The 13708-nt window shown below is 65.7% G+C and carries 12 protein-coding genes; 6 read left to right on the top strand and 6 right to left on the bottom strand.

The window, feature by feature from the left end; genetic code table 11:
* Window positions 1-16: 16 nt before the first annotated feature.
* The 5 genes from FHW64_RS20470 to FHW64_RS20450 all read right to left on the bottom strand — a co-directional run bounded on the left by FHW64_RS20470 (window position 17) and on the right by FHW64_RS20450 (window position 8643).
* Window positions 17-4054, bottom strand: coding sequence for a translocation/assembly module TamB domain-containing protein (locus FHW64_RS20470; RefSeq protein ID WP_184529606.1), 4038 nt, complete (start codon window positions 4052-4054; stop codon window positions 17-19).
* 2 nt (window positions 4055-4056) lie between these two features.
* The gene (locus tag FHW64_RS20465) at window positions 4057-5910 is read right to left on the bottom strand and encodes an autotransporter assembly complex family protein (protein ID WP_184529604.1); all 1854 of its coding nucleotides are present in this window, start codon (window positions 5908-5910) and stop codon (window positions 4057-4059) included.
* 78 nt (window positions 5911-5988) lie between these two features.
* Window positions 5989-7176, bottom strand: coding sequence for a VWA domain-containing protein (locus FHW64_RS20460; RefSeq protein WP_184529603.1), 1188 nt, complete (start codon window positions 7174-7176; stop codon window positions 5989-5991).
* A 6-nt stretch (window positions 7177-7182) separates the two neighbouring features.
* The gene (locus FHW64_RS20455) at window positions 7183-7791 is read right to left on the bottom strand and encodes a GNAT family N-acetyltransferase (protein WP_184529601.1); all 609 of its coding nucleotides are present in this window, start codon (window positions 7789-7791) and stop codon (window positions 7183-7185) included.
* A gap of 9 nt (window positions 7792-7800) precedes the next feature.
* Entirely contained in the window at window positions 7801-8643 is an 843-nt protein-coding gene (locus FHW64_RS20450; protein WP_184529599.1) for a MoxR family ATPase, read from the bottom strand.
* A 153-nt stretch (window positions 8644-8796) separates the two neighbouring features.
* On the opposite strand from FHW64_RS20450, the gene FHW64_RS20445 reads away from it, so the two are divergent.
* The gene (locus tag FHW64_RS20445; protein ID WP_184529597.1) at window positions 8797-9480 is read left to right on the top strand and encodes a cytochrome c; all 684 of its coding nucleotides are present in this window, start codon (window positions 8797-8799) and stop codon (window positions 9478-9480) included.
* A gap of 66 nt (window positions 9481-9546) precedes the next feature.
* Here the strand turns inward: FHW64_RS20445 and FHW64_RS20440 are convergent, their stop codons facing one another.
* On the bottom strand, window positions 9547-9981 hold the full coding sequence (locus tag FHW64_RS20440) for a DUF1841 family protein (RefSeq protein ID WP_184529595.1): 435 nt from the start codon (window positions 9979-9981) through the stop codon (window positions 9547-9549).
* A 62-nt stretch (window positions 9982-10043) separates the two neighbouring features.
* On the opposite strand from FHW64_RS20440, the gene FHW64_RS20435 reads away from it, so the two are divergent.
* From FHW64_RS20435 to FHW64_RS20415, 5 genes are all read left to right on the top strand, one after another.
* The gene (locus tag FHW64_RS20435) at window positions 10044-10991 is read left to right on the top strand and encodes a LysR family transcriptional regulator (RefSeq protein WP_184529593.1); all 948 of its coding nucleotides are present in this window, start codon (window positions 10044-10046) and stop codon (window positions 10989-10991) included.
* Window positions 10992-11000: 9 nt separating this feature from the next.
* Window positions 11001-11369 (top strand): hypothetical protein, encoded by a 369-nt coding sequence (locus FHW64_RS20430; protein WP_184529591.1) that lies wholly within the window; start codon window positions 11001-11003, stop codon window positions 11367-11369.
* A gap of 175 nt (window positions 11370-11544) precedes the next feature.
* Window positions 11545-12054: a hydroxyquinol 1,2-dioxygenase gene (locus tag FHW64_RS20425; protein WP_184529589.1), complete on the top strand. Its 510-nt coding sequence runs from the start codon at window positions 11545-11547 to the stop codon at window positions 12052-12054.
* A gap of 24 nt (window positions 12055-12078) precedes the next feature.
* Complete coding sequence (locus FHW64_RS20420; RefSeq protein ID WP_184529587.1) at window positions 12079-13086, top strand: hydroxyquinol 1,2-dioxygenase; 1008 nt, start codon at window positions 12079-12081, stop codon at window positions 13084-13086.
* A gap of 132 nt (window positions 13087-13218) precedes the next feature.
* Complete coding sequence (locus FHW64_RS20415) at window positions 13219-13689, top strand: nuclear transport factor 2 family protein (RefSeq protein WP_184529585.1); 471 nt, start codon at window positions 13219-13221, stop codon at window positions 13687-13689.
* Window positions 13690-13708: the final 19 nt, after the last annotated feature.

Here is a 13708-nt window from a genome sequence, read left to right as displayed (position 1 = left end):
GTTCGGTCTTGCGGGTTCAGTCGAACTGCAATGTGTAGATCAGGTCGATGCCGCTGGGCTGGCCGGCTTGCGCGCGCAGCGTGAGGTTGCGGGTGAGGTCGTAGAACACGAACAGCGTGCCGAGCGTGCCCGCGAGGCTGCGTTCGTAGGTGATGTAGAAGTCGCGCGCGATGCGTTTGCCGACGGTGACGGACGAATCCTTCACTTCGCCGCCGTTGCTCGGTCCGCGGAAGCCAATCTCGTCGAGCCCGAAGCGGCTCGCCAGTCCGCCACCCGAGCCGCCGCTGCCAAGGCCGCCGAGCAGGGCCAATGCGGCCTGCTGGAGGACCGCCGATTCGCTGCCGCTGGTTGCGGAGGCGCGTCCCAGCACCAGCCACGACAGCGTTTCCTGGTCGGACAGCTGGGGCTCGGAAAACAGGCGTACACGTGGCGATTGCGCCGTGCCGCTGATGGCCACGCCCACACGCTGCTGGATGTTCGGGCGGATGGCGAGGATGTCGAGCTGCGGGTTGTCGATGGGCCCGTTGAACCGCGCGATGCCGGTTTCGATGGTGAGCTGCTGCCCGTAGGCGCGGTACTGCCCGGCGACGGTGCGCACTTCGCCGGTCACGCGCGGCGGGGCATCCAGGGCGGTGCTCTGGATGTTGAGCTTGCCGGTCAGGCGTGTCGTGATGCCGCGCCCTTGAACCGCGAAGTCCTGGCCGAGGTCGAAGGTCACCATCACATCGGGCGGCTTGGCCGTCTGCGGCCTTGCGCCGAGGCGTCCGGTGGCTTCGGCGAGGCGCTCGGCCTCTTCCTTTGCCTCGCGATCGCGGACCGCGGACCGGATCACAACGTCGCTGCCGAGGCTGGGCGCGGTCTGGTCCGGCAGGATGATGACCGCGCGATCGGTGCGCAGGTCGCCGCGCACGGTGAACTGGCCGTTTTCGAGGCGCGCTTGCACGTCGCCGGAAAGCGTGAGTTGCCGGTCCGATCGCACCAGGGTCCGCAGCGAGCGCAGTTGCGCCTGCATCGACATGCGGATGCCGCTCCCGGCGCCCGGAGCCGGCGCGGGGCCCCAGGCCATGTCGCCGCGCACCGTCAATGTGCCGCCGTCCTTTGCGGCTTCACTGGCGGCGGTGCTGAGGTTGCCGCTCTGGCCGGGGATGCGGGTCTGGCTTCCGAGGCCGCCCTTGAGGGTGAACTCGCTGATCTCGACGTGGTTGCCCGCCAGCGTCGCGCGCAGACGGCCATCGCGGAGGTCCAGGCCATCGACCAGCGCGCGCAGCGCGAGCTGATCGGCCCCGAGCGTGCCGTTCCAGCGTGGGTCGTTCCGGTTGCCCGAGAGCGTGGCATCCGCCTGCAGCGTGCCGGCGATGCGCCAGCCCGGTGGTGCCAGCATCGACCAGACCCCGAGGTTGGGCATCTTCGCGGTCACACGGCCCGCGAGCGGCGCGTCAGGGGCCCATTGCCAGCCGCCGGGTCGTTGCAGGAGGCGCGTGCTCGCCTCCACGCGGATCTGGCCGGCGCGCTCGCTTTCCCACGCCAGAAGGCCGCGCACGGTGTCGCCCTCGGCATCGAGCCGCAACTCGGCCTGCCGTAATCCGGCCGGCGTGCTGACGCCCGGGCCCGCCGCGTCCATGGTGATCTCGCTGCGCGCTCCGGTGCCGGTGCTGTGAACGCGCGTGACAAGCGCCGCTTCGCCGGCCTGCACGCGCAGGTCGCCGCTCTGACGATTGATGCGCACATGGCCGCGCAGCGTGTCCGCGGCGTCGATGTCCCATTCGCCGCTGAACATGAGGTCGCCGCTGAAGCCGATGCGCTCGAGCGTGTCGGTTTCTCCGAACGCTTCGGCCCAGGCCATGGGAAGGCCCTGGAACTGGCCCTTGGACTGGAGTCGCGTCGAACGGGTCGCACCCGAGCCGCTCTGGCTGAACCGCAGCGGCTGCCAATCGATCTTGAGCGTCCCCGGCAGGGGGCCGGTCACCTCCGCGCCGGCGCCCGATGCCTCGATGTCGAGGCGCGGCGTCTGGCCGTTGACCGAGCGGATCGTGGCGTTGAAGGCGCGATTCAACGCGAGTGTCCAAGGGCCGGGCCGCGTGCTGTCCTTGAATTGCACGCTGAAGGTGGCCAGCGCCGCGCGCCATTGGTTGGCGCGGTCGATGCCGCCGCTGCCGCGCGCGTCGAGCGTGATCTTGCGGGTGCTCGTGGTGGCCTCGCCCTTGAGCGCCAGCGTGGATTGGGCAAGGCTGCCCGCCAGTTCAGCCCGGACGTTGGCGAAAGCGATGGGGGTGGCCTCGCCACCCTCAGTCGGTGGAAGCGTGAGTTCCAGCTTGGGCACGGTCAGCGTGGCGTCGATGGTCGGTTCGGTGGTTCCGCGCGGAGCCGGCTCGGTGGCGGTCTGAAGGCGTCGCTGCACCGCCTGCCAGCCGCCTTTCCAGCCCGCTTCGAGCCGTGCATTGCCCTGCATTCGCGCGCCGGCGAAGAGGTTTTCCATCTCCGGCAGGCTTTCGATCCATCGCTGCAGCGCGGCGGCGTCATCGATCTGCGTGCGCACCTGCCCGTTGCCGCTGGCCGGTGCGATGCGGCCCTGCACCTGCAGGTTGCCGCCGGGCACCACGAGCCTGAGATTGCCGTTGCCGCCTCGTTCGGCCACCTGGACCTGCAACTTGCCGTCGAGGGTCGCGTGCCGGGCCTCGATGCGCAGCGTTCGCAGGTCGAGCACCTGGTTCTGCCATTGGCCCTGAGCGATAGCGCGTTCGAGAAGCACGCCCTGCACGCCGGCGCCGCCCTCGGCGCGCAGCGCAACGTCGAAGCGGATCGTGTCGCCTGCCTGATCGGCCTTGAGGGTTCCGCCCAGCGGCGCGCCGGTGAGGTCGGAATGGAGTTGTCCGAGTTGCACACCGCGCACCGTGGCGCGTGCTTGCCAGGGTTCGGGCGCGGGGCTCCAGCTTCCCGCTGCCTCGATACTGCCGCCGCCGAGATGCACCGTGGCTTCGGGCACGGTCCAGGTCGTGCCGTCGAACCCGGCTTGCGCCTCGACCTGTTCGATGGGCAGCTTGCCCGCGTCCCAGGGGCCGGCGATCACGTTGCGGATATCGGCGGCGACCTTCCAGCCCGCGGCGGCGTCCGGCCCGGCTTCGATGTCGCCACTGAGCAGCGTGGCCGGCGCGTCGGGCCATAGCCGGGCGAGGTCGACGTTTTCGAGTTCCGCCTTGGCGTCGATGACCGGCTGCGATTGCCACGGTGCGATGTTGGCCCGCAACTGCGCGCGCATGGGCGCTTCGGCGCTTTCGTCGACGGGCTGCAAGTCCGCGGCAACAGCGAGACGGGCATCCGCCCCGGACAGCGTGCCGGTCACGCTGGCGTTGGCCAGCACGTCGAGTGGGTTCTCCTTCGTGATCGAAGCGCGTATGCGGCCGTTCAGCTTTGCATCGATCGCCATCGGCGCCGGGCCCTGCAGGTCGACGTGCGCGCCGTAGTGGCCCTCGGCCACGTCCACACCGTTGATCTCGAGAACGTGATGGTGCTCGCTGGTGTACCGGTAGCTGCCGGCGAGTTGGGTGGCCTGCAACGCCGGAGGGCCGACCCAGCGCAGGTCGTCGATCGAGAAGGGCAGCTCGATCTGCACCGGCAACACGATCTGCTCGAGCGGCTCGACCGGCTTTTCTTCGGGCTCGCCGCGCCGCTCGATCACGACCTGTCCCGCGTGGACTTCGCCCAGTTGCACTCGGCGCCGCAGCAGCGGCGCGAGCTGCCAGCCGATGCGCGCGTCGCTCACTTCGACCGCGAGCGTCGGGCTTTGCCAGCGCAGCCAGCCGATGCGGCCGCCGGCGCGCAGCGAGCCCGAGACATCCCGGCTTTCGAGCGTCTGGTCCGCTGGCAGGTAGCGCGCGGTGCGCGACAGCGCAAAGGCGAGGGATTCGTCCGTTCCCAGCCACCACCATGCGCCGGCGAGGAGTGCGATGACCAGCGTGACTAGGGCACCCACGAACCACCCGAGCCCGCGCAACACGCGGCGCAGGCGCGAGCGCTTCTGCGGTGCGGGCGTGGTTTCGGGGGTCTCGTCTGCCATGGTCAGAAGGTGAAGCCGAAACGGAAATGAAGCCGGAACGCCTTCACGTCGACCCCGTACGCGAGGTCGATCTGGACGGGTCCGATCGGGCTGCGCCAGCGTGCACCGACACCGACGCCGACCTTGGCTTCGAGATCGCCGACCTTGTCCGCGACCGAGCCGGCGTCGACGAATACGGTGCTTTCCCAGTCGGTGATCTTGCCGTTGTAGACGAAGGGCCGCTGCCACTCAATGCTCGCCACGCCCAGATAGCGGCCGGCGATGACGGTGCCGCCCGGCCGCACTGTGCCGATGGAGCGGAAGCTGTACCCACGCACCGTGGTGTCGCCGCCGGTCAGGAAGGCGAGTGTGCTGGGGATCTGCGCGGCGTCCTTGGCGATGAGTGCGCCGATTTCCGATCGGAGCTGAATGCGCGCGCCGCGCGATTGCGTGCCGTCGTCGCTGTACACGGTGCCTGCCGGAATGAAGCCCACCCAGCGCGCGTAGGTGCGCGTGAAGGGCAGGCGTTCCCCAGTCAGCGTGTAGCCCGCGGCCAATTCCAGCGCGATGCCCTGGCCGCGGGTCGGCGCGTTCGCGTTGTCGAAATAGCGGCCGGTCCAGTTCCAGTTGAGGCTCAACGCCGAGGCCGACGGCGGCGGATTGATGCCGTGGTTCGTCGCGTAGTCGTACTGCACGAAGAGGCTTCGGTCGATGTGGTCGCTGGCCTTGCTCTCGCCGCCGCGCAGCCGGCCGCTGTCGACCTTGTAGTCGCCCGAGACCTCACTCTTGAGTTGTGCCGCCGTGAAGGTGCGCCAGCCGCTGTCGCGCGGGACGGCGCTCCATTCCGTGCCGAGCGATTGCGTGTCGCGATCGAGATAGAGCCTGGACACTGCCCGCCACCCCAGCAGCGGCATCTGGTTGTGGATGTGGTCGAGCGACAGCCGTGGTCCGCTGTCGGTGGTGTAGCCCACGCCGGCGACCACCTTCTGCAGGGGTGCCTCCTGCACCTGCGCAATGACAGGCGCGTTGAGCGGGTCATCGTGCGTGGTGTCGAGCGTGAGGAAGACCGAATTGAAATAGCCGCTGCTCGCGAGCCGCTGCTGGGCATCGAGCAGTTGCTGCTGGTCGTAGTCGGACCCCGTTGGAACGCGCGCGATGCGGCGCATCGCATCCGGGTCGTAGCGCTGGTAGCCGCGCACCACCAGCGGGCCGAAGCGATAGGCGGGGCCGGAATCGTAGGTCGCGCTCAGGCGGGCCTCGCTCTTGTCGGCATCGACTTCGGCACGGCTCGTGACGATGGTGCCCGTGGGGTAGCGCCTGGCGGTAAGACTGCGCAGCGTGGTCGACTTGGCGTTGTCCCAGCCCTGCTGGCTGAAGGGCTGCCCTACCCGCAGCGGCCAGTCGGTCCGGATCGCGTCGCGCCTAGCTTCCGATTCGGTCGTCTGCGCGATGGGGCCGGTGAAGTCGATCTGCACGTCGCTCACATGCGTGATCTCGCCCGGCACGACCGTGATCCTGACTTCGCGGGACGCCTTGCCGTCGGGCGTTTCGCGCAACTCGAGCGTGAGCGTGGGCGTGAAGTAGCCCATGGTGTTGAGCAGCTCGCGCGCGTTGGCTTCGGCCGCAACCATCAGCCGCGAAAGCTCGACCGGCCCGAGGTCGTTGAGCTTGCGGTAGCGCTGGATCTCCAGGTTGCGCGTGAGGAAGTCTTGCACCGGACCGGGCGCCTCGACGTCGACGGTGAATGCTTCGCGACTCGAAGTGCTCGATTCGCTCGCCACCGGGCTGTCGGCGGCATCGCGTTGCTCGGGTTCTTTTTGCGACAGCAGGCTGCATCCCTGCAAAAGAAGGATGGCTGCAAACAACAACGCCGGCATCCAAGCCGGCGTGAGAGATGGAACAACCCGACGCACCCCGCCGATTCTGACAGCAAGGCGCGCCAGTTCAGGCGCGGTTCATTTAGAAAGCAGCCGCATCGCGTCCTCGAGGCCTCGCAGGGTCAGCGGGAACATGCGGTTCGACATCAGTTGCTGGATCACCGCAATGCTCTGGCGGTATTGCCAGACGCCCTGCGGCTCGGGGTTGATCCACGCGAACTTCGGGAAGGCGTGCGTCAGGCGCTGGATCCATTCCGCACCGGCTTCCTCGTTGTTGTATTCGACGCTGCCGCCGGGCTGAAGGATCTCGTAAGGGCTCATCGTCGCGTCGCCGACGAAGACCAATTTGTAGTCCTTGTTGTACTTCCGGATGATGTCCCAGGTCGGGAACTTCTCGGAGTAGCGCCGGCGGTTGTTCTTCCACATGAAGTCGTAGACGCAGTTGTGGAAGTAATAGAACTCGAGGTGCTTGAACTCGGTCTTGACGGCCGAGAACAGCTCTTCGACGCGCTGGATGTGCTCGTCCATCGTGCCGCCGACGTCCATCAGCAGCAGCACCTTCACATTGTTGTGGCGCTCGGGCCGCATCTTGATGTCGAGGTACCCCGCGTTGGCGGCGGTCTTGCTGATGGTCTCGTCGAGATCCAGTTCGTCCTCGTGGCCTTCGCGCGCGAACTTGCGCAGCTTGCGCAAGGCCATCTTGATGTTGCGCGTGCCGAGTTCCTGGCTGTCGTCGTAGTCCTTGTAGGCGCGCTGTTCCCAGACCTTGACTGCGCTGCGGTTCTTGCCAGCACCACCAATGCGCACGCCCTGCGGGTTGTAGCCGCCGTGGCCGAAGGGCGAAGTGCCGCCGGTGCCGATCCACTTGCTGCCGCCTTCGTGGCGCTCTTTCTGCTCCTCGAAGCGCTTCTTGAGCGTCTCCATGAGCTCGTCCCAGCCCATCTTCTCGATCTTGGCCTTTTCCTCGGCGGTGAACTCGCGTTCCAGCGTCTTGCGCAGCCAGTCGAGCGGCACTTCCTTGGTGAAGTCGGCCAGCATCTCCACGCCCTTGAAGTAGGCGGCGAAAGCACGGTCGAACTTGTCGTAGTGCTTCTCGTCCTTTACCAGTGCGGTGCGCGAGAGGTAGTAGAAGTCGTCGAGGCCAAAGGCGTCATCGGAATTGGGACCGACGACATCGGCCTGCAGCGCTTCGAGCAGGGTCAGGTATTCCTTGACCGACACCGGCAGCTTGGCCGAGCGCAGCGTGTAGAAGAAGTCGATCAGCATGGCGAATCACTCCTGTGCAGGAGGCCGGGGCTTGTCCAGCAGGTAATTCAGTTGCGCGCGCACCTCGGGCCATTCGCCCGAGCGCAGGCTGTACATCACGGTGTCGCGGATCGTGCCGTCGCGGCGCAGCGCGTGGCCGCGGATCACGCCGTCCTTCTTCGCGCCGAGGCGTTCGATGGCGCGCTGCGACGCGTGGTTGAAGTTGTCGGTGCGCCAGCCCACTACATGGCAGCCCAACGCATCGAAGGCGTGCGTGAGCATCAGCAGCTTGCAGGTGGTGTTGATGTGCGTGCGCTGGCAGCGCTTGGCATACCAGGTGTAGCCGATCTCGACGCGCTTCACGGCGGGCAGGATGTCGTGGTAGCTCGTGCTGCCGAGCACAGTGCCAGTGGCTTCGTCGGTCACCGCGAAGGCGAAGCGGTTGCCATCGTCGCGCATCTTCAGCGCGTTCTCGATGTACATGCGCGTCTCGTGCGGCTCGGGCACCGAGGTCACGCGGATCTTCCACAACTCGCCATCGGCCGCCGCTGCGCGCAGGCCTTCTTCATGACTGAGCGTGAGCGGCACCAGCGCAATGCCGCGCGCCTTGAGCGTGACGGGTTCGACAAACGCCATCGCGACGCCTCAGCGGTTGTGGCGTTGCATGAAGACGAGCTTCTCGAAGAGCGTCACGTCCTGTTCGTTCTTGAGCAACGCACCTACGAGCGGTGGCACCGCGACCTTGTCGTCCTTGCTTTGCAGCGCTTCGAGCGGGATGTCTTCCGCGACCAGCAGCTTGAGCCAGTCGAGCAGTTCGGACGTGGAAGGCTTCTTCTTCAGGCCGGGGAGATTGCGCACGTCGTAGAACGTCTTCATCGCCGCCGTCAGCAGTTCCTGCTTGAGGTCCGGGAAGTGCACCGCGACGATGCTCTTCATCGTTTCCGCATCCGGGAACTTGATGTAGTGGAAGAAGCAGCGGCGCAGGAATGCGTCCGGCAGTTCTTTCTCATTGTTGGAGGTGATGAAGACGACCGGCCGGTGCTTGGCACGAACGAGCTCGCGCGTCTCATAGCAGTAGAACTCCATGCGATCGAGTTCGCGCAACAGGTCGTTCGGGAATTCGATGTCGGCCTTGTCGATTTCGTCGATCAGCAGCGCCACCGGTTCGTCCGCCGTGAACGCCTGCCACAGCACGCCCTTGACGATGTAGTTGTGGATGTCCTTCACGCGCTCGTCGCCGAGCTGCGAATCACGCAGGCGGCTCACCGCGTCATATTCATAGAGACCCTGCTGGGCCTTCGTGGTGGACTTGATGTGCCACTGCAGGAGCGGCAGGTTGAGCGACTGCGCCACTTCTTCGGCGAGCATCGTCTTGCCGGTGCCCGGCTCGCCCTTGACGAGCAGTGGTCGTTTCAGCGTGATGGCCGCGTTGACCGCGAGCATCAGATCCTGTGTGGCGACGTAGTTGTCAGAACCCTTGAATTTCATGGATGGCTTCGAGCGGGATGGTTGGTTGGGGGAACACAACATCGATTCGCGAGACGAGTCTCTCAGGGAGACTCCTGCATGGGTTCCTAAAAGGGCGACCCATATAATCAAACGTTGATTTGCCCTAAAACTCCACGAGATTGTGCGCGCAAAATGAAGAAGTTGTTGACCACGATGTTTGCCTTCACTGTCGCTTGCGTGACGGTCTCCGCCCAGGCACAGAAGATCACCGGCAACGCGGAGGCAGGCGCCAAGAAGGTCGCCATGTGCATGGGATGCCACGGCATCATCGGGTACCAGGCCAGCTTTCCTGAAATCCACAAGGTCCCGATGATCGCGGGCCAGAGCGCTTCCTACATCATCTCGGCACTCACCCAGTACAAGGGCGGTGAGCGCAAGCACCCCACGATGCACGCCATCGCGGACACCCTGACCGAGCAGGACATGGCCGATCTGGCCGCCTACTACAGCCAGTTGGGCCTCAAGGAAGGCGACGCCCCGCCGCCGGCCACCGCCGCCGCACCGAGCCCGCGTGTTGCCGACCTGATCGCGCGCGACAAGGACAACTCCTGCACCAAGTGCCACGGCGCCAACTTCAACACGCCGAACGACGGCTCGGTGCCGAAGCTTGCCGGTCAGCACGCCGACTATCTCTATGTCGCGCTGAAGTCGTACAAGGTCCAGAACCGCCTGCAGGTCGGCCGCTCGCACCCCGTCATGGGCAGCCAGGCGAAGAAGTTCACCAATGCGGAAATCAAGGAACTCACGAGCTACATCAGCTCGCTGCCGGGTGACCTGAAGACGGTGCCGGAATCGCGTTTCCACGAATCCAAGTAGTCCCCGCTTAGGCAGGTACTCAAAACAAAGCCCGCTTCGAGCGGGCTTTGTTGTTCATGGGGGTAGTTAGTCTCTTGTCGCCCGGCGCTGGACGCAGGCCACGTAGCCGTCGCCGTCGGGTGGACGGCCGGCGCGCTGGCTCTCCCACATCATCTGGCCGAGGCATTCCATCGCCTCGTGATGCGCATCCATCAGCGAATCGCGCCGCTTGGCCAGCAGCTCGACCGCCTGCCGGATGCCGCGGGGTTGGTCGATGGAGCATTGTTCGCTGATCGACAGGTGCATCGACAGATGCAGGAACGGGTTCTCGCGCCCGTCCTTGCCGTCATAGATGCGCGCAACCGCCGCATCGGCATCTTCGAGGTCGGCGTGGTATTCGGGGTGCTCGTCGATCCAGCGGGAAGCGATGATCTCGAGCGCCTCCATCGGCTGGCCGCTTCGGCTCTTGGCGAAGACTTCGCAGAAGAAGCGACGGACTTCTTCCTGGGTGGGATTGAACATGGACGGAGATTAGCACCGACCCTCACCCCACATCGCGCGTCGCACGGCTACATTGCCAGCCCATGGATCGCCTGGAAAACATCGAGACCTTCGTTCGCGTCGCGCAGACCCAGAGCTTTGCGGAAGCGGCGCGGCAGATGCGCGTGGCGAAGTCGGTAGTCACCACTCGCGTGAAGCAGCTCGAAGACCACGTCGGTGCGCCGCTCTTTCACCGAAGCACGCGCGTGGTGCGGCTCAGCGACGTGGGGCAGGCCTTCCTGCGCGATTGCACCGAGCTGGTCGGGCGAGCGAACGACATCATGGACCAGATGCGCGACGCCCGTGCCGGTCCGACGGGCACGCTGCGCATCCATGCGTTGACCGGCTTCGTGCTCGGCCATTTCGCGACGCTGCTGCGCGCATTCCAGGTCAGCTTTCCGGACATCCACCTCGAGCTGATCGTGAGCGATGCGGTGGTCGACCCGGTCAAGGCCGGCGTCGATTGCGCGCTCCAGATCTTCCCGGCCGCTTCGACAGAACTCGTGTCGCGCCCGCTCTTCCCGGTGCGCCGCGTGTTCTGCGCCACGCCGGAGTACCTCCGCGCGCATGGCGTGCCGGAAAGCCCGCGCGATCTGCACAAGCACACGCTCGGGCTCTATTCGGGCTATCCGACGCGCGACCGCTGGACCTTCCACCACGGGGGCGAGCAGATCACGCTCTACATGAGCGCGGCATTGCTGACCAACAGCGTGCATCTGCTGCGCGAATACGCCATGGAGCACGCAGGCATCGTCTGCCTGCCCACGCTGGTGGCCGGCGACGCGATCCTGCGCGGCGACCTGCAGGTGGTGCTGGCCGAGCATCAGCTGTCGTCGTTCTCGCTCAATGCGGTCTATGCGGGGACCTCGCGCAACGCGTTCAAGCTGCGCCTCTTCATCGAGCACCTGACGGCGGCTTTCACGCGCGTGCCACCCTGGGACGCGGCGATGATCGATCGCGGGCTGATTCCCGAAACGCTGATTGCGGACTAGATTGCAGCCATGAGCGACGCAGCCACGCCACCGCCCGCACCGGAACCCGCCTCCGCGCCTGCTGCAAGGCGGCCGCTGCCGCCCGGCTACCGCGAAGGGATCATTACCGCGGTCACGGTGATCATCGGCTTCTCCCTCTCCTTCGTGCGTTACTGGGCCTTCGAAGCACCCGGCGACTGGACCGTGCGCTCGGTCATTGCGCTCATCGCACTCCTGATTCCGATCGCCGCCGAGATCTACACGCTCTACCGCGCGCTGCTCGTCGAGGACGACGACGAGGCCACCTACAAGGTCACGGTGAAGTGGTTCATCGGCTCGGTGTGCGGGATGCTGGTCTCGGTTTCGCTGGCGGCCATCGTTCTCTCCGGCCGACCCTGAAACCGGGGTAGAGCGCCCGCTGTACGAGGCGAGATGCCCGGGTAAACCCTGCCGATTGATCGGATTCGCCGAACAATGCGGCCCGCATTTGGTCCCTACCGAAGGCGGGTTCCGTTTCCTAAAGTTCCATCACCGCAGCGAGATCGCTGCACCGTTGGCACCCGAGGAGACAAACATGACCGCTGCCTATCAGACCCGCTTCGGCTCGCTCAAGAGCTACGAAAAGGGCCACGTCGAGCCCATCGCCGATGACGTCCGTCACTACGCGTTCTCGAACTGCTTCGACATCGCGAGCAAGAGCAAACCCTACGAAAAGGTGGTGTTCGGCCAGAACCAGATCTACGTGCTGGAAGCGCTGCGCGCCGAAGGCACGTCGCCCTGGTTCACCAGCGCACACGACGAGTTCGCACTGGTGATGGACGGCGACGTCGAGGTGCACCTGGTGAAGCTCGACGCGAGCCAGACCGTCCAGGACACCGAGAAGAACGGCGCCGTGCTCGTGAAGGGCGAGCCCAAGGGCCAGAAGATGGGCTGGATGAAGCTCTCGCGCGGCCACCAGGGCCTGCTTCCGAAGAACACCGCCTACCAGTTCCGTGTAGCGGGCGATCCGGGCGTAGTGGTCCTCCAAACCTGCAAGGGCGACCTCTCGGTAGAGAAGTGGGCCGACATCTGCCAGACGCACTGAACCATCGCATCGAGGAGTTTCACCATGAACGCACCCGCTGAACTCGCCAAGGTCATCGCGTCCAAGCCGGACGCCACGCTCGGCTACAAGGATTTCACGCTCGGCAGCTTCGGCTTCCACCGTGACGAATACTTCGCGCACATCACCTGGAAGACCCGCGACGGCCGGCCGATGAGCCACACGATGGACGTCGGCAACTACCTGCGCGCATTGATGCGCGACGTGGCCTGGGGCTTCTTCTACGGCTGGGTCAACTTCGACGACGTGGTCGGCACTGTCAACCACTACCAGTCGGTGGACCTCTACGCCGGCAGCTACAACGGCACGATGAAGGAAGCCGGCATCGACCTGCTGGAGAACTTCCCGACCGCGCAGATCCGATCGACCTTCGAGGCGATGCTCGACGACTGGACCAACCAGACCTTCGATCCGTTTGCCGCGCCGCAGGAAACCGGCACACCGTACGGCCGCAAGAACGGCAACAACACCGCGAAGATCACCCGCGCCCGCGAGCTGGCCACGCGCTGCGTCGGCCTCAAGGGCGACCTCGACCTGCGCAGCGACGAGCGCGGTGCGCCGATCAACCGTGCCTTTGCCGATGTGCCGCAGGCCCAGCCTGAACTGCATCCCGAGCCGGGCTTCGAGAACGAAGTGCATGCCTTCAATCTCTTCGGCTTCCTGAGCCGGTCGCAGGTCACCTGGAACCCGAGCTTCACCTCCGTCGTGAAGTACAGCTACATGTGCCCGACCACCGAGGAGCACATCCTGCCGATCATCCACGGCAACGACCGCGTCGAGTGGTTCTTCCAGATGACGGACGAGATTCACTGGGACTGCGGCGACAAGAACACCGGCAAGCCCATGGCCCGCGTGATCATGAAAGCCGGCGACATGGCTGCGATGCCCGCCTATTGCCGCCATCAGGGCTTCAGCCCCAAGCGCTCGATGCTGCTGGTCTGGGAGAACGGATCCCCCAGCCTCGTCTACGAGATCCAGAAGGGCGAGAGCCCCGAGATCCCGGTGGAGTTCTAAGGACGGACGCGAACGCCGCGCGGGGGCTCGCGCGGCCGTCACTGCGAAAGACCGAACACGGCAGCCGCGTCCGGCCGCATGCCGGGGGGTCGTCACGCCAGTCGAAGTCGTCATCGAAGAAGGAGACACACCATGGCACTCACACGTCAAACCATGACCGACGAGCAGCGCAAGTCGGTGGCCCTCGAATACCTCAAGGCCTATGACAACGGCGGCGTCACGTCCACCGGCGGGTCGATCCTCGATCTGTTCGCGGACGACGCGCAGGTGTATTTCCCCAAATGGGGACTCGCGAACGGCAAGGAGCAGATCGGCAAGCTGTTCGGCGATGTCGGCAGTCGCGGCAAGGCCATCCGGCACGACTACGCGGGCTTCAACTGGGTCATGACGCACACCGATCTCTTCGCCTGCGAAGGCACGAGCCACGGCGAGCACGCGGATGGCCCCTGGCGCGCCGGCGTGCCCGAGTGGGGCGCTGGCCGCTGGTGCGATGTCTTCGAAGTGCGCGACTGGCTGATCCAGCGGTGCTTCATCTATCTCGACCCCGACTACGCAGGCAAGGACACGGGGCGCTATCCCTGGCTTGCCGGCAAGACCGAATGAAACCTGACGCCATGAACCT

The sequence above is a fragment of the Variovorax sp. Sphag1AA genome (genome assembly GCF_014192575.1).
Taxonomy (GTDB): Bacteria; Pseudomonadota; Gammaproteobacteria; order Burkholderiales; family Burkholderiaceae_C; genus Variovorax.
This window is presented reverse-complemented; position numbering and strand designations above follow the sequence as displayed.

Coding starts and splice junctions, on each gene's coding strand:
- FHW64_RS20425 (WP_184529589.1), top strand. CDS start 11,545: ATGACCGCTGCCTATCAGACCCGCTTCGGCTCGCTCAAGAGCTACGAA.
- FHW64_RS20455 (WP_184529601.1), bottom strand. CDS start 7,791: ATGGCGTTTGTCGAACCCGTCACGCTCAAGGCGCGCGGCATTGCGCTG.
- FHW64_RS20435 (WP_184529593.1), top strand. CDS start 10,044: ATGGATCGCCTGGAAAACATCGAGACCTTCGTTCGCGTCGCGCAGACC.
- FHW64_RS20460 (WP_184529603.1), bottom strand. CDS start 7,176: ATGCTGATCGACTTCTTCTACACGCTGCGCTCGGCCAAGCTGCCGGTG.
- FHW64_RS20415 (WP_184529585.1), top strand. CDS start 13,219: ATGGCACTCACACGTCAAACCATGACCGACGAGCAGCGCAAGTCGGTG.
- FHW64_RS20465 (WP_184529604.1), bottom strand. CDS start 5,910: ATGCCGGCGTTGTTGTTTGCAGCCATCCTTCTTTTGCAGGGATGCAGC.
- FHW64_RS20440 (WP_184529595.1), bottom strand. CDS start 9,981: ATGTTCAATCCCACCCAGGAAGAAGTCCGTCGCTTCTTCTGCGAAGTC.
- FHW64_RS20470 (WP_184529606.1), bottom strand. CDS start 4,054: ATGGCAGACGAGACCCCCGAAACCACGCCCGCACCGCAGAAGCGCTCG.
- FHW64_RS20450 (WP_184529599.1), bottom strand. CDS start 8,643: ATGAAATTCAAGGGTTCTGACAACTACGTCGCCACACAGGATCTGATG.
- FHW64_RS20420 (WP_184529587.1), top strand. CDS start 12,079: ATGAACGCACCCGCTGAACTCGCCAAGGTCATCGCGTCCAAGCCGGAC.
- FHW64_RS20445 (WP_184529597.1), top strand. CDS start 8,797: ATGAAGAAGTTGTTGACCACGATGTTTGCCTTCACTGTCGCTTGCGTG.
- FHW64_RS20430 (WP_184529591.1), top strand. CDS start 11,001: ATGAGCGACGCAGCCACGCCACCGCCCGCACCGGAACCCGCCTCCGCG.